The 20,493-nt window shown below is 63.0% G+C and carries 20 protein-coding genes; 6 read left to right on the top strand and 14 right to left on the bottom strand.

The window, feature by feature from the left end; translation table 11 throughout:
• Positions 1-68 precede the first annotated feature (68 nt).
• Positions 69-1,550, top strand: a complete 1,482-nt coding sequence (locus tag IPL79_15155; protein MBK9072317.1) for a hypothetical protein — start codon at positions 69-71, stop codon at positions 1,548-1,550.
• A gap of 129 nt (positions 1,551-1,679) precedes the next feature.
• On the opposite strand, the gene IPL79_15160 is transcribed toward IPL79_15155, so the two are convergent.
• From IPL79_15160 to IPL79_15180, 5 genes are all read right to left on the bottom strand, one after another.
• Positions 1,680-2,171 carry a hypothetical protein gene (locus IPL79_15160; GenBank protein ID MBK9072318.1) on the bottom strand — a complete coding sequence of 164 codons (492 nt, stop codon included), beginning with the start codon at positions 2,169-2,171 and terminating at the stop codon, positions 1,680-1,682.
• Between the two features lie 284 nt (positions 2,172-2,455).
• A complete protein-coding gene (locus tag IPL79_15165; GenBank protein ID MBK9072319.1) occupies positions 2,456-3,646 on the bottom strand; it encodes a homogentisate 1,2-dioxygenase in 1,191 nt (396 codons plus the stop codon).
• Positions 3,646-4,803 carry a VOC family protein gene (locus tag IPL79_15170; protein MBK9072320.1) on the bottom strand — a complete coding sequence of 386 codons (1,158 nt, stop codon included), beginning with the start codon at positions 4,801-4,803 and terminating at the stop codon, positions 3,646-3,648. Before IPL79_15170 ends, IPL79_15165 begins: the two co-directional genes overlap by 1 nt.
• Positions 4,804-4,864: 61 nt before the next feature.
• Positions 4,865-5,596, bottom strand: coding sequence for a hypothetical protein (locus IPL79_15175; protein ID MBK9072321.1), 732 nt, complete (start codon positions 5,594-5,596; stop codon positions 4,865-4,867).
• Positions 5,597-5,649: 53 nt separating this feature from the next.
• Positions 5,650-6,459: a patatin-like phospholipase family protein gene (locus IPL79_15180; GenBank protein MBK9072322.1), complete on the bottom strand. Its 810-nt coding sequence runs from the start codon at positions 6,457-6,459 to the stop codon at positions 5,650-5,652.
• A gap of 237 nt (positions 6,460-6,696) precedes the next feature.
• Here IPL79_15180 and IPL79_15185 point away from each other — a divergent pair, with 237 nt between their 5' ends.
• Positions 6,697-7,272 (top strand): FKBP-type peptidyl-prolyl cis-trans isomerase, encoded by a 576-nt coding sequence (locus IPL79_15185; GenBank protein ID MBK9072323.1) that lies wholly within the window; start codon positions 6,697-6,699, stop codon positions 7,270-7,272.
• Positions 7,273-7,316: 44 nt separating this feature from the next.
• Here the strand turns inward: IPL79_15185 and IPL79_15190 are convergent, their stop codons facing one another.
• From IPL79_15190 to IPL79_15225, 8 genes are all read right to left on the bottom strand, one after another.
• Positions 7,317-8,249 carry a helix-hairpin-helix domain-containing protein gene (locus tag IPL79_15190; GenBank protein ID MBK9072324.1) on the bottom strand — a complete coding sequence of 311 codons (933 nt, stop codon included), beginning with the start codon at positions 8,247-8,249 and terminating at the stop codon, positions 7,317-7,319.
• A 37-nt stretch (positions 8,250-8,286) separates the two neighbouring features.
• Positions 8,287-9,180 (bottom strand): helix-hairpin-helix domain-containing protein, encoded by an 894-nt coding sequence (locus IPL79_15195; protein ID MBK9072325.1) that lies wholly within the window; start codon positions 9,178-9,180, stop codon positions 8,287-8,289.
• A gap of 36 nt (positions 9,181-9,216) precedes the next feature.
• Positions 9,217-10,128, bottom strand: a complete 912-nt coding sequence (locus IPL79_15200; protein MBK9072326.1) for a helix-hairpin-helix domain-containing protein — start codon at positions 10,126-10,128, stop codon at positions 9,217-9,219.
• A gap of 87 nt (positions 10,129-10,215) precedes the next feature.
• The gene (gene maiA / locus IPL79_15205) at positions 10,216-10,893 is read right to left on the bottom strand and encodes a maleylacetoacetate isomerase (protein ID MBK9072327.1); all 678 of its coding nucleotides are present in this window, start codon (positions 10,891-10,893) and stop codon (positions 10,216-10,218) included.
• A gap of 1 nt (position 10,894) precedes the next feature.
• On the bottom strand, positions 10,895-11,902 hold the full coding sequence (locus IPL79_15210; protein MBK9072328.1) for a fumarylacetoacetate hydrolase family protein: 1,008 nt from the start codon (positions 11,900-11,902) through the stop codon (positions 10,895-10,897).
• Positions 11,903-11,959: 57 nt separating this feature from the next.
• Entirely contained in the window at positions 11,960-13,144 is a 1,185-nt protein-coding gene (locus IPL79_15215) for a hypothetical protein (protein ID MBK9072329.1), read from the bottom strand.
• Positions 13,145-13,194: 50 nt separating this feature from the next.
• A complete protein-coding gene (locus IPL79_15220; protein ID MBK9072330.1) occupies positions 13,195-13,407 on the bottom strand; it encodes a hypothetical protein in 213 nt (70 codons plus the stop codon).
• A gap of 111 nt (positions 13,408-13,518) precedes the next feature.
• Entirely contained in the window at positions 13,519-15,492 is a 1,974-nt protein-coding gene (locus IPL79_15225) for a hypothetical protein (protein MBK9072331.1), read from the bottom strand.
• Positions 15,493-15,628: 136 nt separating this feature from the next.
• On the opposite strand from IPL79_15225, the gene IPL79_15230 reads away from it, so the two are divergent.
• Positions 15,629-16,894 carry an ATP-binding protein gene (locus tag IPL79_15230; protein MBK9072332.1) on the top strand — a complete coding sequence of 422 codons (1,266 nt, stop codon included), beginning with the start codon at positions 15,629-15,631 and terminating at the stop codon, positions 16,892-16,894.
• Positions 16,895-16,898: 4 nt separating this feature from the next.
• On the opposite strand, the gene IPL79_15235 is transcribed toward IPL79_15230, so the two are convergent.
• Complete coding sequence (locus IPL79_15235) at positions 16,899-18,863, bottom strand: hypothetical protein (protein ID MBK9072333.1); 1,965 nt, start codon at positions 18,861-18,863, stop codon at positions 16,899-16,901.
• Between the two features lie 87 nt (positions 18,864-18,950).
• On the opposite strand from IPL79_15235, the gene IPL79_15240 reads away from it, so the two are divergent.
• The 3 genes from IPL79_15240 (at position 18,951) to IPL79_15250 (ending at position 20,444) form a co-directional block, all read left to right on the top strand.
• A complete protein-coding gene (locus IPL79_15240; protein ID MBK9072334.1) occupies positions 18,951-19,409 on the top strand; it encodes a group 1 truncated hemoglobin in 459 nt (152 codons plus the stop codon).
• A 33-nt stretch (positions 19,410-19,442) separates the two neighbouring features.
• Complete coding sequence (locus IPL79_15245) at positions 19,443-19,835, top strand: hypothetical protein (protein ID MBK9072335.1); 393 nt, start codon at positions 19,443-19,445, stop codon at positions 19,833-19,835.
• A gap of 138 nt (positions 19,836-19,973) precedes the next feature.
• Complete coding sequence (locus IPL79_15250; protein ID MBK9072336.1) at positions 19,974-20,444, top strand: hypothetical protein; 471 nt, start codon at positions 19,974-19,976, stop codon at positions 20,442-20,444.
• Positions 20,445-20,493: the final 49 nt, after the last annotated feature.

Consider the following 20,493-nt stretch of genomic DNA (forward strand, 5'->3'; position numbering starts at 1 on the left):
GGACCAATGGTTTTGCCGCCACGGCGGCGCTGACGCCCTGGAGGCCGCTGACGTACCATGAGGCCGAGATGAACTGGCTTACGCGGATATTTGGGCGGCATGCGGCGCCAGCGCCTGCACCGGCGACGTCGGCCTCCGCGCCGAGGGAAGCAAGCGATGATTTGTATGCGGCACGAGCGCGCCGCAATTTCGCGGAACAGCTTGCCGGGACGTTCTGCCGCGGGATGCCCGGCGCGACGCTAGAACGGTTCGGCGCGGCCGAGCGCGATGACCATTTGCTGGCGCGCGTGACCTACCACCACCAGGGCGTCGTATCGCGACTGGTCCTCTATGCCGAAGACGACGGCCTGCATAGCTCGGTGTTTGTTGAGACCCGCTGCAAGGGCGTCTTTGGCACCCTCACTTTGTTTCGCGCCGCTGCTGGCGAAACCTTTGACGACGATACGCCCAGGGTGTTCCTCGCGCCGACGACGTATGCCACGGGGCCTCGGATCGTAAACGAAATCGCGCGGCTACGAATGTTGCCCGAGGAAATGCAAGCGCGGTTGTTTGCGCTCGCAGGCAGGGTCGAGCGCGTGGCGTTGGCAGATGAGGTGATCGTCGCGCACCTTGGTGACCTCGACAAGCTCGCAGAGGTCCTGCGATCGCCCACGCAGACGCAACGCCAGGTGCTAGGTGTTGGCAACGAGCTGGCCGCCATCGCGGCGAGTTGGTTGGCGATAAGCCATGACGAGGCGCAAGTTATTGAAGCCCGCGTGTGCGTTTTTTGCGGCGCGGCGTTCGTGTTTGCGCCGAGTGGCCCGCGCTGCACGCGTTGTGGAGGCACGGCAAATAATGCGCGGCCGATGCCACCCCCGCAGCACATCGAAATTCCCGATGATCCGCTGCTGGCCCCAGACGAGGCGGCGCTTGCGGGGCCCGCGATGGCAGCTAACCGCGTGCTGGCGTACGCTCTCTGCCAACTCGCGTCCGGCGCGGAAATGACCGATGAGGCCGCGCGCGGCCGCTTGTTCGTCACGTACACCCTGGATGGGCGCAGCTTCCGTGCAAAATTCAAAGATGCGTATGTCGGCGTGCGCACCGCGGTTGCGGGCGCGCGTGGCGACTTTTTCTTGGCTTGGAGCCATCAAGACGTCACCGGCACCATCAACGCCGGCGAGGCATGGCGCGAGACCGAGCGGAAGATCTTTTTCTCTAAGCACTGTCGCGTGCGCAGCGACCACACGGCCAAGGAGGCCGCGCGGCTGGCGTCGTTGCCGGCGCCTGCGCTGCGCATGCTCACAGAGATGTGCGAGGCCTATGAATCCAATGCGTCGCTCGAGGCCGGCTTTCTCGCGCAAGGCATGGGAGGCGTCGCGCATCGTCGCGGTGCTGAGGCGATTATCGAATGCAGCCAAACGTTGGCGGCGATTGCCGACGCGTTGCCGCGCGACTACCCCGACGTGGATGCGCTACGCTACCAAGTCGCCGCGTGTCGCCACTGTGGCTGGGAGTATTTTATCGACCAGGCGCGCCGCGCTTGCACCCATTGCGGCGGCGCGGCAGCATAGGCCGGCAACTGCGCGAAGTCGTAAGTGACCCCCAACGCCGAAAACAAGAAAGGCCGCTGCAAGCAGCGACCTCTCACGTGACAACTGTTACTGGCCGCGTTGCCGCGGTCAGCGTATTGTCGAAATGGCTTAGTTGCCTTTTGGAGCTTCGGTCTTGGCGGCTTCAGCGCCAGCCTTGGCAGCTTCCGCGCCGGCAGCAGCGCCAGCAGCAGCGGCTTCAGCGCCAGCAGCAGCGCCAGCGGCGGCAGCTTCGGTGCCTGGAGCGCCAGCGGCGGCAGCGCCAGCAGCAGCGCCAGCAGCGGCGGCTTCGGCGCCAGCGGCAGCAGCGCCCGCAGCGGCGGCGGCTGGGTCAACAGGCATGGCGCCTTGCATGGCGGCCATGATTTCTGGAACCAGCGACTGCATGTCTTCCATCATTTTCTTTTCGAGGTCAGCTGGCAGCTTGCAGCCGTCGAGCGCCTTTGGATCCGAAGCCTTTTCGACGCAGGTGGTGAATTCGGCTGGCCACTTGTCGGCATCGCAGCGCGCGACCATCTTGTCTTTGGCCTTGGCGAATACGCCGTCGAGCTTGGCTTGCGCCTCAGCTGGGAGCGTGCCCGCAGGCGAGCTCTTTTTCATCATTTCGCCAACCTTGGCGCCAATGGCGGCACATTTGTTGCCAGCGGCAGCCGCAGTGTCCTCTTTTTTACAGCCAGCAAAGGCGAGGGAAGCAATAGCAATCGAAGCAAAAGCAAGTTTACGCATGTATTAGAATATCTCCTTGGGAGCCCCACACTGCTAAATCCCGGCGTTGGAGTCAACGAATCAATCGTAATTGGGGCTCTACAATTGGCGAGATCGCTCGCGAACTGGCTATTGAAGTTGCCACAAGCGTTCGCAGCGTGACCGCAAGGCTCAGCGAGTGGCTAGATAAACGACTGCTGGTAGCTGGCATCTTCAACGGCCAACGCGGCCGCTGTGGCCTGCAGTGGCTTAAAGCAGTCGAGCATGACGGCAAGCTCGTCGGTGCGGGTGGTGCCAATCGATCGTTCGTAGGCACCAGGGTGCGGCCCATGTGGCACGCCGGTTGGATGATGCGAGATGCTGCCGGGCGCGACGCCGCGGCGCGAGGTGAAGTTGCCATCGCAATAAAAGATGATCTCATCGCAGGCAGGTGACGAATGCGGGTAGGGGCAGGGAATTGCCTCGGGGTGAAAGTCTACCAGCCGCGGCACGAAGCTGCATACCAGGGCGCCGCGCGCGGCAAACGTGCCGTGCCAGGTCGGCGGCAAGTGCACCGAGCTGACGCGCGGTTGGAAATTTAGGATGGGAAACGCAAACGGATACACGCTGCCATCCCATCCAACTACGTCGAGCGGGGCGTCTTGATAGGTAAAACCGTGCCAGCGGCCGCCGCGCTTGACCACGAGGTCGCGCACGCCGTCGTCGGTAGGGCCAATAAACGTCGGGCGTTTGAAATCGCGGTGGCTGTATGGCGCGTCCATGCGCAGCTGGCCCGCTTCATTGCGAAATTGCTTGAGCAGGTGCATGCCGCCTTTGAACTCGAACCAACACCAATATTGCGGCACGGCCGCATTGGCGGTCTTGCCCTCGTGGCCGCACAGGATAAACCGATGCGGCAGCGCGGCCGGGATGTAGACGTAGTCGCCCTGGCTAAATGCAAGGTCGCCAAGCGCGCTGCGCAGCACGCCACCGCCTTGGTGCACGTAAATGAGCATGTCGCCGTCTGCATTGCTGACCAGCACCGGGTCATCGGCGTCGGGAAAGGCAACGCCGGACGTGAGATCGTCGTTGAAGAGCAGCGCGGTTAACGCGTCGACCGGCGGGCCTCCACGCGCGTGCTGTTCGAAGGTCTTATAGTGGCGCTTGGCCAAGGGGCGCGTGGCCTCGGTGTCGGCCGCGACGGCCTCGGCCCAGCCATGCTGCGCGTTGGCGAGCGCCTGCGTATGAGGGCGCGCGAGATGATACATGATGGTATAAGGGCCATCAAAGCCGTCGCGCGTGAAGCACTCTTCATAGCGCAAATCGCCTTGCGGGCCGCGTAGCGCGATGTGGTGTTTGCGCGGGATTTCGCCGACCGTTATGCGATCGATCATTAGCGCTTCCCCGCGGAGGTTTGCTCGCGTTCGATGCTTTCAAAGAGCGCGCGAAAGTTGCCGGCGCCAAAGCCGCGGTCGCCCTTGCGTTGGATGATTTCGTAGAAAAAAGGCCCGGCTTTGGCGTCTTGGTAGAGCCCTGAGGCCTCGCGTAGAAAGATCTGCAGCATGTAGGTGCTCTTGGCGTCGCCGTCGACGAGAATGCCAAGATCGCGCAAGATCGCGATATCTTCGTCGATTTGCTTGATGCCCGATTGCTCAATGCGCGCCGGCAACATGTCGTAGTAACTGCCCGGCGTCGGCATGAAGTTGATCTTGCGTTCGCGCAGCCCGCGCACGCTGCTGACAATGTCGGCCACGGTGAGCGCGACGTGCTGCACGCCATCGCCGCGCAGCTCCTCGTTAAAGATGTTGATCTGCGAATTCTTGAAAAACGGCCGCGTCGGCTCGTTGTTGGCGAATTTGACGTTGCTGTGCGGATCGTACATGACGATGGACTTCAGCCCTGAGCCCGTCGCGCGGTTTGGGTCGACATCGCTGGTGTGAAAATCGACCTTCCATAGCTGCTCAAAGCCCATGACCTGCTCGAGCCAAAGCAGCATCGGCTTCATCGTTTGAAAATTGCTGGTGACGTGATCGATGTCGGCAAAGCCAAAGCGATTGGTCGCCGTGGGGCTCGCGCCTGGGGCGACGGCGACGGCGCCGGGATAGAGCGCGGCAAAGCCATTGCGCTGGCGAAAGCGAAACGTGGTATCGCCAAACGGCGTGGTGATCGAAAACTGCCGCAGCGTGCCGCCGGCGTCGGTGTACGTCGCGATATCGTCGATCGGCGTGCCGCCACGCGCCTCAAGCAGGGCAAATGTCTTGTCGATGTCGGCAACCTCAAAGATGAGCGTGCCGACGCCGGCGGGGTGCTTTTTCATAAAGCGCCAGGCGCGGCCGCCTTCGCCGAGCGGCGTGCTGCAGACCACGGTGATGTTGCCGGCGCTAAAGGCCACTGAACGCTGTTTGCCCGCGGCCTCAAGTTCTGGCGAAGAGCGCCAGGTTTCGGCAAAATCGAGCGAGCCGCTATAAAACGCACGGCTGCGATCGAGGTCTTGAACGTAATAGTGAATGCCCTCGATGCGCGTAATGCCTAGCGACTCCAGCTTGCTCATGATGCCGCTGGTTATAGGGAAAAAGCGCGTTAGATGCCAGCGCCGGCCGCCACGAGCCGTCCTACGGCGTCCACACGGTGACAGAATATGGGCTGCTGCTCGTGTTGCCCGAGGGCGTCACGCGCCACACCGAAATGAGATAGGTGCCGGCGGAGAGGCCGGTGAGATGCACGGTTTGCGGCGAAGGTTGCGAGGCCGTGGCGTCGATAAAGGTCGTGCTCGTGCCGTTGTCGCGATAGATGTTGGCCTTGAACTGTTCGCCGCCCAGCGACCAGGCGAGGCGCACGCTAAACGCTGAGCCGGTGACGATCACCTTGTAGAAGTCGAGCTCGCCGCCAATGGGCTCGCTGCAGAGAACGCCGCTGTGGCTGGTCTCGCTTGCGGAGAGCGCGATGGCCGTTGCCCCCGCGATGCCGTCGTCGGCGTTTTCTTCGTTGTCATCGCTGGTGCAGGCGCTATAGCCGGCGATGCACGTCAACGTTTGCAGCGAACAAACCGGGGCGGTTGGGAGATCACAATCGCTGTAGGTCGTGCAGGCCTGGCCGACCCCGGCATCGCTGGGTGCGTCGCCCGCGCCATCGCTGGCGCCGTCGCTTACCGCGTCACCACCACCGTCATTGTTGCTGCCGTCTTGGCCGGCGTCGTCGCTGCCGTCCGGCGTGCTATCCGCAAGTCCATCGCTACCCGCGTCGCCAAACTGTGGCGCATCGCCGGGCACGCTAGGAAAACTCGCCGTCGCGCAACTTCCGATGAGCGCGATGAAACACACGGCAACGAAGTGGGCGGGCTTCACGTGGCTAGTTGTGCACAAAAATCGGGCGAAATGCATCGCCATGGCCTTAACAATTAGGTCGCCGAAAGCCGGACAAGGTCGTCCGCGACCGGCTGCGACAGCGCGCGGCAGGTCGCGTCGTAGGCGCGCTGGAAGGCCTCTGGTCCGCGCTCCAGGCGAAAAGGATTGAGCCGCGGCAGGTCGTCGATCACGAGGCTCACCATGTTGGCGCGGTGAGGCACTTGCAGGGCCGCGCTTGCCGCGCTTCGCCACGGCGAGCGACTGGAGAGATGATGAAACAGCGTGCGCGCGCCTGACGGCACCGAGGCGAGACCGGGGCGGTCGGCGATGCCGCCGTCGAGCACCCAGCGGTCTTGCCAGCGCACCGGCTGAAACAGGCCGGGGAAGGCGCATGAGCCGGCAATCGCGGCGGTCAAATCGCCGCGGTCGGCGATGATCGTGGTCCGCTTGCCGAGATCAAACAGCGAGAATGCGCTCGGCACGCGGCACGTCGCGAACTCTTGCGTGGCAAGAGCGTCGCGCAATTTGGCGGCAAACCGCGCGCCGCGCAAGACGCCCAAGCCTGGCGCCGGATCCCAAAAGTCTTCGCGACGAAGGGCAACCAGGAGGCGACGCAGGTCGTCGCTCGCAAGCCCCGACGCCCACAAACCGCCAACTAGGGCGCCCGCGCTCGAGCCGGCGATGCGCGATGGCACCAACCCGGAGTGCTCCAGCGCGGTGAGCATGCCAGCGTGCGCAAAAAAGCCAAAAAAACCCGATGACATGGCGAGGCCAAAGGGTGCCCGCGCAAGCCAGGCGGCGAGGGACTCGCGGGGGGCGTCGCCGGCTGCGCTTGAAGGCGGGGTTTGTGGCGCGCGGGTCATGGTGTGACGTGAGATCGGCGTGCTAAGACAACGGCGATGACAACCACGAAGCTAGCAGCAATTATATTCGTTGTGGGCCTTGCCGCCTGCGAGAAGAAAAAATCCGGTGAGGCCCAGGAAGCCGCCACCACCGCCAATGCCAACACCGCCAACGCAAATGCGCCGGCGCTAAATGCCGGCGGTCCCACCGCCGCCGCGATCAAGGCTGACGCGACCTGCGAAGAGGCCGCGGTCGCCATGGTGCCCCCGCAGGCCAAGGCTGATGGCAGTGGCGCGAAGATCGAGGCCATCGTGCTGGCGGCGTGCTCGGAAATGCCGTGGACCGCGGCCGAGCGTGGCTGCCTTGCCAGCGTCGGCGGCGAGGTCGAGCGCTGCGAAGCGAGCATTGGCCAAGAGCGGCTGCAGGCGATCTTTGAAAACGTGCGCGCCAAGATGAAGGGGCCCGATCAGCCGGCACCGAGCGACGTCGCGGCGCCACCAAAGGGCGCCAAGAAGAGCAAGGCCGGCGTGTTTTACAAAGTGCAAAAGGTGGGCAGTGGCAAGGTGCATCCAACCGCGACCTCGACCGTGACCGTGCACTACACCGGCTGGACCACCGATGGCAAAATGTTTGATAGCTCGGTGTCGCGCGGCGAACCCGCGCAATTTCGGCTCAGCGGCGTAATTGCCGGCTGGACCGATGGCCTTCAGGTCATGGTCGAAGGCGAGACCACGCGCTTTTGGATTCCCGAAGAGTTGGCGTACAAAGGTCAACCCGGCGCCCCCGCGGGCATGCTCGTGTTTGATGTCGAGCTGATCAAGATCGAAAAGTAGTTTGGTTGCCGGTCGAGTAGGTCAACTGCTCAATGTTGCGGTGGCTACTTGGGATTGCGGCATGAGGGCACGACATCGAACGCGTAATCATCGGCATAGTCGGTGAAGGCGATGAGCACGGCGTTGGAGGTGGTTGCGTAGTTGGCCCACGTCGGCTCGTCGGCCAACTGCGCGTGCAGGTCGTTGTCGCTCTCGCCATAGTAGGTCTTCGAGCCGACGCGCCACGCGTGAATCCAGTATTGGTCCGACATTAGCGAATCCGTTTCGTTGGCGAGCAGGTCAGCGACGTGCCATGGATTGCCCACCCAGCAAGGCTTGGCCAGATCTGCATCGGCGGCGAGCGTTCCTAAGTCGCTGATGGTGCCGTACATAAACGTTTCTACCTCCTCGGCTAGCTCAAGCTCATCGAAAAGTTGGGCCCAGTCAGCGATAAACGACTCGTACGGCTGATCATCATTGATCCACACGTGCGGCCCTATGGGTGTGAGGTCATCGTGCTCACTGGTGGTAGCGGTGATGGAGGCCAGCGCCTCGCCCTCCGCGGTCACCGCGGGGATGCGTATAGAGGTCGGGTAGTGGCCATTGAGGGTGGCATGCCAGCGCAGCGCGGAGAAGACCTTGATGCCGACGTAGGGGACCTTATCGAGGGCAACCGTTGAGGTGTACGGGCCGTTTTCCTGCCGCGTATCGTAAATGTTTCTGGCAACTCGGGTGGTCAGGCCGGCGGCTACCAACTTGGCCACTGAGTAAGTGCTAGCGATCTTGAGCACCGCCACGGCGTCGGGCGCATCGGCCTCAATATCAAAGCCAAGCGCCTTGTCGTCATCTGAGACGTCCTCGGCGCCCAGCGATGACGCGGCCTCATAGGCCGCATCGGGAGCGGCAACGCACGCGATCGTGGATAGGGTGAAAAGGGATGCGATTGCGATTTGGGACCTTCGATTTTGCTGCATGCCGCCGCTAAGTGCAGGTGACATGCCAAAAAAACGTCGGTAGGGCGACAATTGCAAACGGCTAGCGTGGGTTGCGGCAGGCCGGCACGACGTCGTAGTCGGGGCCATCGTGGTAGGTGGTCTGAAGCAGCAGCACTTCGTTGGAATTGGTATCGTAGTTATTCCACGTGTCCTCTCCCTCCAGCGTATCGGGAGGCAGATCCTCATTGAGCACGGTCTTGTCGCCGACGCGCCAACCCCAGATCGTGTATTGGTCGGAAAGCATGTCATCGATCTGATAGCTCAAGACATCCGCGACGTGCCATGGATTGCCAATCCAGCACGTAGTGGCCAGCTGAGCGGTCTCCGCGTTGGCATCGAACTCACCCACGGTTGCGTAGGCCAAGGGTTCAAAGTCTTCGGGCAGGCCAGCCTCGGCGAAGCGTTGTCGCAGGTCGGTGCGCAGCTCGCCATAGGCATAGTCATCGTTGATCCAAACATGGTCAGGCAAGGGCGCTTGCCCCGCCTCGACGAGCGCTTCGTTGAGCATGGCCGGTAGCGACTCGCCGTACGCGGTCACCAGTGGGACACGCAGCGAGGTTGGATACAATTTCTTAATCGTCGCGTGCCAGCGCAGCGCGGAGAAGACCTTGATGCCGACGTAGGGGACCTTGTCGAGGGCCACAAGCGTGGCGAAGTCGCCCTGCTCGGTGCGCGCCTTGACGATGCGCTTGGCGACGTTTTTGGTAAGGCCGGCGGCAACGAGCTTGGTTACGGAGAACGTGTTGGCGATCTTGAGCACCGCGAGCGCGTCTGGCGCGTCAGCTTCGACGCCAAAGCCAAGGGCCGCCTTGTCGTCGGCGGCATCTTCGGCGTGGTCACTTGCCTCCTCCGATTCAGGAGGCGCTTGCAAGCACGCAGGGGCGCTGAGCGCTAGCGAGAGCAGCAAGGGTAGGTGGTAAGGCTTTTGCTTCATGGGGTTCTCCGGGGTTGTGGTGCGTGACGATGCGAATTAGCGATTAAAGCGGCAATTGGCGAGCGCACCGATATCGGTATAGTCGCCGTCGACACCCGCGGCGATGCGCACCGTGTGGGTGTAGATGTGGTGATTGGTCCACTCTCGTGACTCGAGAAAATTGTTGTCCGGTGGCACGTAGAGCACCTCGCCCATGTTTTCATAGCGCCAGGCGAAGACTTCAAACGCGTCGGGAAAGAGCGAGCCTGCCTGACCTTCGACGTGGGCCGCAACCTCGGTCGGGTCGCCGATCCAGCACGGCTGCCGTATACGCGCGGACGCCGCCGCATGCTGAAGATGCGCGATGCCATTAAAGGTGGATTCCGTAAGGGCCGATATTTTATCGGCGCTCATGCCCGCGGCGGCGAATTTCTGCGTAAGCGCGGCCTGGAATTCTTCGTAGCTGGTATCGGCGTTGATCCAAACATGGTTGCGCACGGCGGGAAGGCCCGCGGCGACCACCTCATCGTTAAAGAGCGACAGCGCGAGGTATTCATCGGATACGACTGGTAACCGCAACGACGTCGGGTAGAGGCGCTCGACCGTGGCGTGCCAGCGGAGGGCAGAAAACACCTTAGCGCCGACGCGCGGGACCTTATCTAGCGCGGAAATCGAGGCGAATGCGCCGGCAGCACGGCGAGCCGCATCGATGTTTTTGGCAACTCGGTTGGTCACCCCTGCGGCGACAAGGTCGTCAACGCTATAGGTGTTGGCCAGGTGCAAGACGGCGAGCACATCTGGCGCATCGTCCTCGAGGCCATAGCTAAACGAGCTTTTGTCATTGTCCTCGGCGTCCTCCGCCCCTAGGCCTGATTCGTCAGGTGGCAGATTGTCCGCGGTTAGGCATCCGATCGAATTGGCGGCTAACAACGCCGTTAGCGCCATAGGCAAGTTGCGGAGTAGGTTCATGGTGCGCCACGAATGTGCAAACCTGGTGCCACGACTCGGCTGATGCACTAATCTCGCGGCATGCCGCCGCGATCTTGCCTACCTTAACTATGCTGAGGGCGCGTCGGGTTGGCGCTCTGGCGCGGCGTCGATGAAGGCAGGCAGCTTGGCGCATGCGGCATCGATCGTTCTTAACTGTGGAAACGGCGTGAGGTCGATGGCGAATCGCCTAGCCGCATGCATTTGCGGAATGAGGCAGCAGTCGGCCAGGGTTGGCGTGCTGCCGACGCAATACGGCCCGCCATCGGCCTGGTGCGCCTGGCGCCACGAAGCCACCGAGGCCTCAAACGCGGCGAGGCCTTTGGTCATGAAGTCGCAAATCCATTCCACGTCGTCGCCGCCGAGCGCCTTGACCGCGGCCGTCGTCGAGAGGTTTTGAAACGGTTGGATACCGGCGTTGACGATTTCGGCGAGGGCTCGCGTCTGCGCGCGCGCGAAGGGGTCGCTTGGCAACAGGCGCGGCGTCTCAGGGAAACGCTCGTCGAGAAATTCGATGATGGGCAGCGACTGGGTCAGCACGTGGCGCGCGCCGCCATCTTCTATGACCTCAAGCGCCGGCACCTGGGCCATTGGATTGAGTTGCTTGTACGCCGCTGACTTGTGTTGGCCGCCGTCGTTGAGCAAGTGCACCGAGACGTAGTCGTACGGCAATCGCTTAAGGCCCAGCGCGATACGGACGCGCTGGCTTGCCGAGCTACGCCAATAATTGTGGAGAATTAGTTTCATGTTAGCGCACCGGGGTTCGTGAGGTTTGTTCGAGTGGTTTGACGGTCTGTTCAATGCTGCCCCATGGCGCATCGCCGGAGGCCAGCTCGGCGCGGATGGCGATGGTCTCGCCGGCCTGCATAAACGGCGTCGTGGGTTTGCCGTCGTTGATCGTTTCGATCATGCGTTGCTCCGCGAGGCACGAGATGCCGTGCTTGAGATCGGCGTTGGAGATGGTACCGCTGCCGAGGATGGTGCCGGCTGTGTAGTTACGCGTCTTGGCCAGATGCGCGATGAGATCAAAGAACGAAAAATGCATTTCGGGTCCGGCATTGCAGTTGCCGACTTCTTTGCCGTTGTAGACGCAGCGCATGGCGATATGGGCGCGGCCATCTTTCCACGCGGCGCCGAGCTCGTCGGGCGTGATGGCAAACGGGGCAAACGCGGTGGCGGGCTTGCTCTGAAAAAAGCCAAAACCCTTGGCGAGCTCGTCGGGGATGAGGTTGCGCAGCGAGACGTCGTTGCAGATCATGAGCAGGCGAACGTACGGCGCCGCCTGCGCCGCGGTGGTGCCAAACGGCACGTCGCCGAGCACGGCGCAGACTTCGGCTTCAAAATCGAGGCCCCATGCTGGATCGCCGAGACGAATGTCGTCGCGACAGCCGAGCATTTCGCTCGAGCCGCCTTGGTAGACCAGCGGATCGGTTTCGAGCGTCGGCGGTGGCTCGGCCTTGCGCGCCTTGCGGACAAGGCGAACGTGGTTGAGATAGGCCGACCCGTCAATCCACTCGTAGGCGCGCGGCAGCGGCGCGGCAAGCCTGGCCGGATCGACGTCGATCGCAGTCGCGGCGCCGTGCGCGTCAAAGTTGGCGGCGACGTTGCGCAGCGCGGGCTCGGCTTTGTCCCAGGCATCGAGCGCGGCCTGCAAGGTCAGCCACGGTGCCGGCGCAGGGGTCATTTTTTTGCCGTCAGCGCGCACGACGTGCAGCCGACCATCGCGCGTACCATCGCGGAGCGTTGCGAGTTTCATGGCGCCACCGTAGCGCCAAGGCGCCGCGCTTTAGAAGGGGCGCTTGTTACTATTAGGTCATAGTAGTGGGTCCGTGGGCGGCAGCGTCGTCGCGAGGTAGCCCGTCCACGAGGGTGCATCGCTGCGACATGCGGACGCAAGCACCGCGGCAACCCCTAGGTGGCCGCCGACGAGCGTGCGGCCCCACTCGATGTTGTGTGGTGGCGGCAGCGCGGGGGCGGCGTCGGCATACGCTCGGCAGCACCACTCGCACCAGCGAACGGCGGCGGCGCGGAACACCTCGAGGTCGGTGGCGCGGTACAACTGCTGATAGATGTGCATGAGGCCGGCGGCACCATGCGAAATTGTAACGGAGGGCGGCTGAATATAGTCCTCCATCGGTCTGCGCGTGCTACGCACCGCGACGTCGATGGCGCGCGCCTGCCACGCGGGCTCACCCAAGGCGGTGGCCGCGGCATACAAAGCGAGCGCCACCCCGGCGTCGCCGTGCGCCCAGCCGGCGTCGGTCTTAATCCGCGCGCTGGCATCGTGCGGCACCTCCACCCACGAAAGGGCCGCGGTGCCGTCATCGCGAATGCGACCTATGAGCCAGCGCGTCGCTTCGGCCAGCAGGGCCTGCGCTTGGTCGTGCCGCGGCAACTGGGCTAGGCCACTTAGCAAGGCCGCGACGCCGTGGCCAAGCCCGGTCTCCACTGCCGTGCCAAACACCGGGTTTCGCTCCGCCCAGTAAATCGCAAGCGGCGCCTCGCCTGGGGTGGCAAGGCGGCGCAGGAGCGCGCAAATAGCGTCGATGAGTCGCGGCTGCGGCCGCTTGATCGCATAAGCCAGCCAGCCCGCGACGCCATCCCAATGGCCGAGCAGGGGCGGATCGGCCAAATCAACCTCAGCGACGCTTTCGAGCAAGAGTTGATCTAGTCGTTCGAGGCTCGTTGCCACCGACGCCGATGGCGATGGCGCATGCTGCTCGAGATGGGCGAGCAGCCAACCAGCGCCGACGGTGCCGCCAAACAAATCGCCGCTGATTTCGTCGTCGGCAACAAGTTGCGCCGCGCGCGCATGGCCGCGCAAAATGCTCGGTGCTGATGAGATGTCCCCAGCCTCGCGCAAGACTATGGCGAACTCGGGGAGAAAAAGGGTGGGCAGCTCGGGTGCATGCGCCGCCAACTCAGCGACGTGCACACCTATCAGCTCAATGATTGGCTTTACGTCAGTCGTGGACGCAATCGCAAAGTCGCGCGGCATGCTGGTGCGGCTTACCATCAAAGCTGCGCCAGCAAAGCCGCCGTTGCGCTCTAAGCGCGGTCGCAGTCCCTGGAAGGGTTGCAGACGCTAGGACAGAACGTATGCGCCGTTTCCGGGCAGCCCACCGTCATCGTGCAGTTACAGCCCGAGGGCGCGCTTTGCGAGGCGCCAGAGGTGCCCCAATGGCCACCATAGATGTTTTGCAGGGCTTCGCCGGCAAGGGCGTGCAGCGTTTGCTTTTTGAAAACGAGTTTTTTCTTCATCAGCTAGCGCGTAACACTTGCGATGAATTGATCGCAATTTGAAAGGGCGGCGCCTGCGGCCAAAATTGACCAACTGTCTGGCGGCTTACATTCAAGTTTAGGCGTGACGCGCTACGGGGCGGCGATTTGTGGCTGCAATGCCTTCGTGTCTTTCGCGCGCTGCATATACTGCATGAAGGCCGGGATGGCGACCGCGGCGAGGATGCCAACCACGGCGACACCGATTTGCGTCCGCATGGCGCCGGTGTTGCTTGGCATCGGAATCGAAAAGCCGAGGCGGTCATCGCCGAGGTCTTTTGGCGTCAAGTACTTTACCAACAGCTGCACTTGGTGATGGGCCACGACGCCGCCAAGGGCTTGATCGAGAGGCAGTGAATTGCGGCCCTCGTAAAGCTTGCGCGCCTGGTCTTGCGCGGCGCCGAGGCCAAGGCCAATGAGCGCCTTGATTGCGGGTGCCTTACCGGGCGTCGCGTGGACTTCGACGTCAATGCCCTTCATCGACATGCGGGCGTAGACGGCCTTCACTGGCACTTTGTCGCCCATCTGCGCGCGCAGCTCGGCGGGGGCAAGCGTGAGGTCGGCCGCGGCTAGCATAATGGTCGGGTCGTCGGCCTTTGGCGCGAGCAGGGCATGCGAGGTCAGCGAAGTTGCGGGCACGCCGGCCGCGAGGGCGGGCGCCATGACGTCGGCATGTTTGGCGCCGTGGATCACCGCACCCCATGGCACCGCCGCGACGATCATGTCGCCAAACGATTTGCGCTGGCCGACCGCGAGCGAACCGGGATCGACCGTGGTCCCTGCCGCATTTATGATTGAAAACGTCGGCACCTCGCCAGCCACCGCAATCGTAGCGGCTTGTGCCTGCGTGAAGTCAACGCCGAGCTGCGCGACCATAAAGGCCTGGATGTCTTTCGCGACGCCCGCGAGGTCCATCGGCTTGCCGATGACGTCGGTGTACTTCAGCATGGTCGCGAGCGCGGGTGCGCCGAGATTGAGTTGCGTCACCATCCACTCGCCAGGCGCGGCGACGTGTTGCGCGAGCGCAGGCGCGGCGCCGAGCGTAAACTCAGGTGGCGCGCGAAACGGCAAACGCAGCGAGACGTTGTCGCCGGCGACCGATTGTTCGATGCTTTCAAAGAAGTGCGTGCCATAGGTGCGCAGCAGTGAGGCGCCAAAGGCGGCCTCGCCACCTTGCTCGGCGAGCTTGGCGATTTCGGCTTGCATGCCGGTTTGTCCCAGCGCGAGCATGCTCGTGATATCGCCCGCGATGGCCGCGGCTGCGCCTGGTTTGGCAGCCAGCTCCCAGCGAAACCCGGTCGCAGCGACGGCCAACGTGAGGCTTGCCGTTTGTTCGATGATGCGGCGTGCCGCCTCCCCAGCGGCATCTTGCTCGCCGTCGGCCTTGGCTTCGCGGCGCATCATGTCGCCATCGACCGTGATCATGGCGCTACTTTCGCTGGCCAACGTAAGCGCCTGCTTCACCCATGCGGGCTTGTGCTTGCTGAGCGAGTGGCCGCCCGCCGCGCGTTCGTCGAGATAGCCCTTGATGGCGGCTTCCTCTCCAACCACGAGCATCGTGCCGATGTTCGTAGTGAACGCCTCGCCGATGACTTGGACGTCGGCGTTGTTGTGCTTTTGCGTAAAGCCGAGCTCCGATTTTCCCGTCTTGCCGGCGGCGCCTGGAAAAAAGAACACCGGCGACTTAGCGGAGAGCTTGGCCATGCCGACAACTTGCACGGTGCGCAGTTGCAATCCCGCGCGGGATTCGAGCAAGGCCAGCACATCATCGACCAGCGCCTTATCGAAACCCATTGAGGTCGCGAGCGCCGGCAACGGTTGCCCGAGATCGAAAAAGCCAAACACTTCGGTTTTGTCGGTGAGCGCATCGACAATCGCGAGCGTGTCCGGCGCGAGCTGCTTGGCAACCGACGCCGACAGCAGCGTGGCGGTGTCGCCGCCTGGCGCCGCTTTCTTGCAGCCGCCGAGCACGAGCGATGCACAAAGCAGGGTAGTGAGCGTCGTCGCCCACGCGACGTGCCCCAAATGGGCGGCGCTAGCCGCCAGCGAATGCAGGTGTTGTTTCATGCCGCGGACGCTAGCACAGCCGGCCAACGGCTTGGCCGTACTAGCGAAGCGATGCATTGCATCTTGTAACTACATGATATTATATTGCTAATTGTGTGTTTCTGCAAATATACTAAATGATGGTATATTTACAACCATGAGTCGGAGGTTTATCCAACCGCGCATCGAACGCGCCTTATCCGATACCCGGGTGGTTCTACTCAATGGCGCGCGCCAGACCGGGAAGAGCACGTTGGCGCAGCAACTCGCTCGGACTGGCGGCGGGCGATACGTCACGCTCGATGATCCGTCGACGCTAGACCTCGCGCGCACAGATCCAGGTGCGTTGTGCACCGGCTCCGACAAGCTCACAATTATTGATGAGGTTCAGCTCGCGCCCGAGTTGTTCCCCGCAATCAAGCGCGCCGTCGACAAGCGTAACCGCCCCGGGCAGTTCTTGCTCACGGGCTCGGCCAACGTATTTTTGTTGCCGCGGCTGTCTGAGTCGCTGGCAGGGCGGATGGAAATCATTCCGCTCCACCCCATGTCACAAGCGGAGCTCCGTGAGGTGCCTGAACCGCTTCATGTCGTCGATGCGCTGTTTGCGCCGCATGACAAGGCGGTCGAGGCGGCGCTGACGACGACGCCCAAATTCTCGCGCTTAGACATCTGCCAAAATATTGTGGCAGGCGGCTATCCTGAGGCCGAAGGCCGCGAGCCGGGCGAGCGCCGCGACGCTTGGTTTCGCAGCTATGTGGCGAGCATTCTGCAGCGCGATGTGCGCGACATGGGCAACATCGACGGCCTCACCGCGCTGCCTCGCCTTTTTGGCCTCATGGCGGCGCGCAGCAGCAGCCTGCTTAATGTCGCCGAGTTGTCGCGCTCGATCGGCATCCCCGTCACGACCTTGCACCGCTATTTGGCGCTGCTCGAAGCGACGTTTCTATTTCAGCCGCTGCCGGCATGGTCGACGAATATTGGCAAGCGGTTCGTCAAGGCGCCCAAGCTGCATCTCGTCGATCCAGGCTTGACTGCCTCGCTGCGCGGCGAAAGCGACGCCCGCGAGCTTGTGGCCTCGCCGTCGCTGGGCGCCTTGCTTGAGACGTTTGTCGTGCAAGAAATTCGCGTGCTGCTAAGTTGGGGGCGCACCGCAGCGACGATGTATCACTACCGCACGGCTGCCGGGCGCGAGGTCGATCTGGTGCTAGAGGCGCCAGGTCAACGCGTTCTCGGCCTTGAGGTCAAGGCGACGAGCAGCGTTAGCCATAGCGACTTTGCCGGGCTGCGCGATTTAGCCGAAGCAGCTGGCAAACAATTTGTGCGCGGCGCCATTTTTTACTTAGGCGATGAGGCCTTGAGCTTTGGCAACAACTTATGGGCGCTGCCCATTTCGGCGCTGTGGGCGTCGGGAAAATTGATTTGAAGCGTCAGTCTTCCGGCAGGCTGTCGCCGCAGGCGCCCAGCGCGCAGTAGCACGGGCCTTCGGTTTTGCCGTCGGTGCAAAAGTTCAGCACCGTGCCTTGCGACAAGAACTGGAAGATTTGCGCCTGCGTCGCGGTGCGGCGGATGATCGCCGTGTGCGCGCCGTTGTCGACGTCGTGTTGCGCGTTGGTCTCGGGCGGCGCTGGCGATTTGTCTTCGTCGTAGACGACGATGGCGCTGGTAGGATCGTCGCTCGAGAGGGCGCCGTCCAGGCCAAAGGTCGTGACGGCAACGGCAGGCGACAAAAGGGGTAGGGCTGCCGTGCGCGCTTGATACAAGCTGGCCTGGTTGGTCACGGCCGAATCGCCGATCGACATCTGTTGCAAGATTTGCTTCTCGACGGTGCCGGGGATGGCAGCGTTGACGCCGCCGGGCAGGGCGTGGATGGAATCGATGGGGTCAAAGGCGAGCTGCAACACCTGCTCGGCAACCACGAGCGCCAAGGGCCCGCTGTAATAGCTGCCGATGATGCCGCTGTATTGCGGCCAATAAAAGGCGCGCTCAAAGATGAGGCCCCAGCCGCCGCCGCCGACGTGCAGCACGCCGCGCTCGATCGTTGGAGAAAAGGAGAAGAACGTCGCGCCGAGAATGTGTCCCTGCGAGATTCCCAAGAACGAAACGTCGTCGGGGTTGGCGACGAGCAGCGGCGACAGGACATCGTCGGTTAATTTGCCGCGGAGCAAGGTTTCCAGCGCAACAAAGTTCATCATGCCTTGAATGATGCGTTCGGCAAACGCCGGCGCGCGGGTGAGGTCGCTGAGGCCACCAACGGCGACCGGAAGGTCATTTTGCGTCATGCAGGTCCACGGCGGCGCGACGATGATGGTGCAATAGGTGGTGGCGTAGTGGCGGATGGCATCCCACGTGGTGATTTCGCTCGGCAGGCCAAAGAAGCCGTGGCCGTATAGAATGATAGGTACTGGGCCCTTGGCGCTGCACGCAGGCACGACCGCAAAGCCGCGCGCCGTGTAGCTGCCGGAGATCACAGGGGCGCCGTCGCCGTCGCGGTGGATGCCGCCGGCGGGGTCTAAGAAGTTAGGCACCTCGAAGTCGAATTTGACGATCGCCGCGGTGCCGGGATATGGATCGACCTCGGTGTCGACCACGGTGATGGCGAGGTCATCGCCATTGCCGATCGCGGCCAGCGTCGCATCGCGCGCGGTGAGCATGTCGCGGTGAATCGAGGCGTCGTCGGCGGTGGTGAAATGCCAGGCGACGACCAGGTCGTCTTTTTCGATGCCTTCGGCGGCGAGCGCGGTAAACATTGGTTCCGCGTCAGCCGCAACGCGCGCGAGACGTTCATGCGAAATAGCGGCGCCATCGCGCATGGCGGCAAATCCGGCGGGGATGGTGAGCGGCGCGCCGTCCTTGGCCTTGAGCGATCTGCGGATGGCGACCGCGTAGGTGCGGCCTCCTCGCAAGCGCTGCGCGGGGCGGATGTAAAGCGCCTGCTCGCCCGCGACCGTGGCGTTGACATCGAGCTCGGCCCAGTGCGCGACGCGCGCGCCGTTTGCGAGGTCGATGAGCACGGTTGGGCTGTCGTCGGTGAGGCTGGCTTCAATGTCGTCGTGCGCCGGCAAATTGGCGCCGTCGACCAATTCCGGAAATACCGTGAAGATCTGCGAGGCGGGTGAAAAGCCGGTACGCTCGTTGAGCCGACCCGGCACGAAGGCGCTGCCCTCGACGGTCGCCGGAAAGGCGTCGGCCGGGATGTCGAGCCGCACGCCGGTAGGGGAGGCGTCGTCGTCGACCTCGTAGATCGCGGAGGGCCACGGTGCGATGCACGCCCCGGGCGCCGCACCCAGAGGGTTGCACTGAGCTGCGCCGAGGTTGGCGTCGTCGTTGTTGCAGCCCGTGGCAGCGAAGCCTGCGGCAACTAAAAATGGCATCGAGAGACGTACGGTAGACATGCGACGACCCTAGCGCGAAATGGAGCGCGGCGCTGCGGCAGATCGAAAAAACGGCTTACGCGGCCAGCCTGTGCTATAGCGCCCGCTGTGACCGATCCGACGCTGTTTGCGCAAATTGGCCATGCGCGGCTGCGCGAGGTGCTAGAGGCCTTTTATGACCGCGTGTTCGTCGACGACATGATTGGCTTTTTGTTCGTCGGCAAAGATCGCGCGACGCTGGTGCAGCGCGAGTGGGAATTTACGGCGCGTCTGCTTGGCGCTGACCTAGCGTACAGCGGGCGCTCGATTCCTGAAGCGCACCGCGCAAGCCCTATCATGGGCGGGCATTTTGACCGGCGCATGCAGCTGCTGCGCGAGGTATTGCAGGCGTACGCCGTGCCCGCCACGGTGCAGGCCGCGTGGCTTGGGCACTCGGAAGCCATGAGGCATTTGGTGACGCGAGATGCCAGCGGCAGCTGCACCGAACAGCCAGCCGGCCGCAGTGATGAGGTGAGTGCGCCCGGCATTGAGGTGCCGCGACGTCTCAAAATCTTGCCGATTGACTAGGCAAGGCTATTTGCGCTGAAATACAGTAGCCCCATGGTAGCCAACGCCCAGTCGGATGCCACGGTCGAGCAGGCGATCAGCGCAGCGCGGCAAGCCGGCGATTTACCCGGTGCGCTGCGCGCCCTGCTTGATGCGTGTGAAGTCGAGCCGAGATTGGCGCTTGAGTACACCGACCTCGCCGCCGAGGCACAGCTTGAGGCTGGCAGCGAGTTGCACTTTGCATGGGCTTGCGCCGAGCTGCGCGCCTACACGTACAACTTGCCGATCGAGCGTCCCGAGTGGGTGCGCGAGCGCTATCAAGAGCTGCTGGCGGCCCATCGCGGTGAGCCGGCGCAAATGGCGCTGCTGCGCCGGGTGGGGCTGCGCATCGGCGAGCTCGAGGCCACCGGCGCGCTGCCGCAAAGCCTGGTTGTCCGCACGCGCTAGCCACCCGGCTGCCAAAAACCTGAGGTTCAGCACTCTCAGAAAACTGACGACATATACTAAAATGTAAGACATTTTTTGGTAATCACCGAGAATGATTGGCGCGCGGTCGTGGCGCGTGTCTTGCAAAAGATGCCGGCTATGCTGAACAAACAAACGCTGCTTTCATCGCTATTCGCGCTTTTTTTTGCCGCCTGCATCCATGGCCAGACGGAATCCAATCAACCCGCCTTAGGAAGGCCAGAGGGCGGTGAGCCTTGCGGTGACGTGGTTTGCGCCGAGGGCGAACAATGCGAATTGTTGCCGTTGGCTTGTCCTCCCAATGAGGTTTGCGCCGAAGTCATGGAGGAGCGTTGCGTCGCGCAAGGCAGTGGCGACGAAGAGGGCAGCGGCGGCGGTGGTGACGACGACGCTAGTGAAGCTGGCGACGACGAAGGCGATTGCGACGGCGGTGGTGACGACGACGGCGATAGCGACGGCGCTGGTGAGCCATGCCTAACCGATGCCGATTGCAGCGGTGGGATTTGTTACGCCACCGAGGCCCCGTTGGTGACCCTGTGTCAGGACTTTCACAACGGCGCTTGTGCCTGCGGTCCCATCCTATTTCCTTAGGTGGTCATAATATTAGCGGCTCACGCCCCTGCGTCCGCCGGGGCTAACG

Source organism: Myxococcales bacterium (assembly GCA_016716835.1).
Lineage (GTDB): Bacteria > Myxococcota_A > Polyangia > Haliangiales > Haliangiaceae > JADJUW01.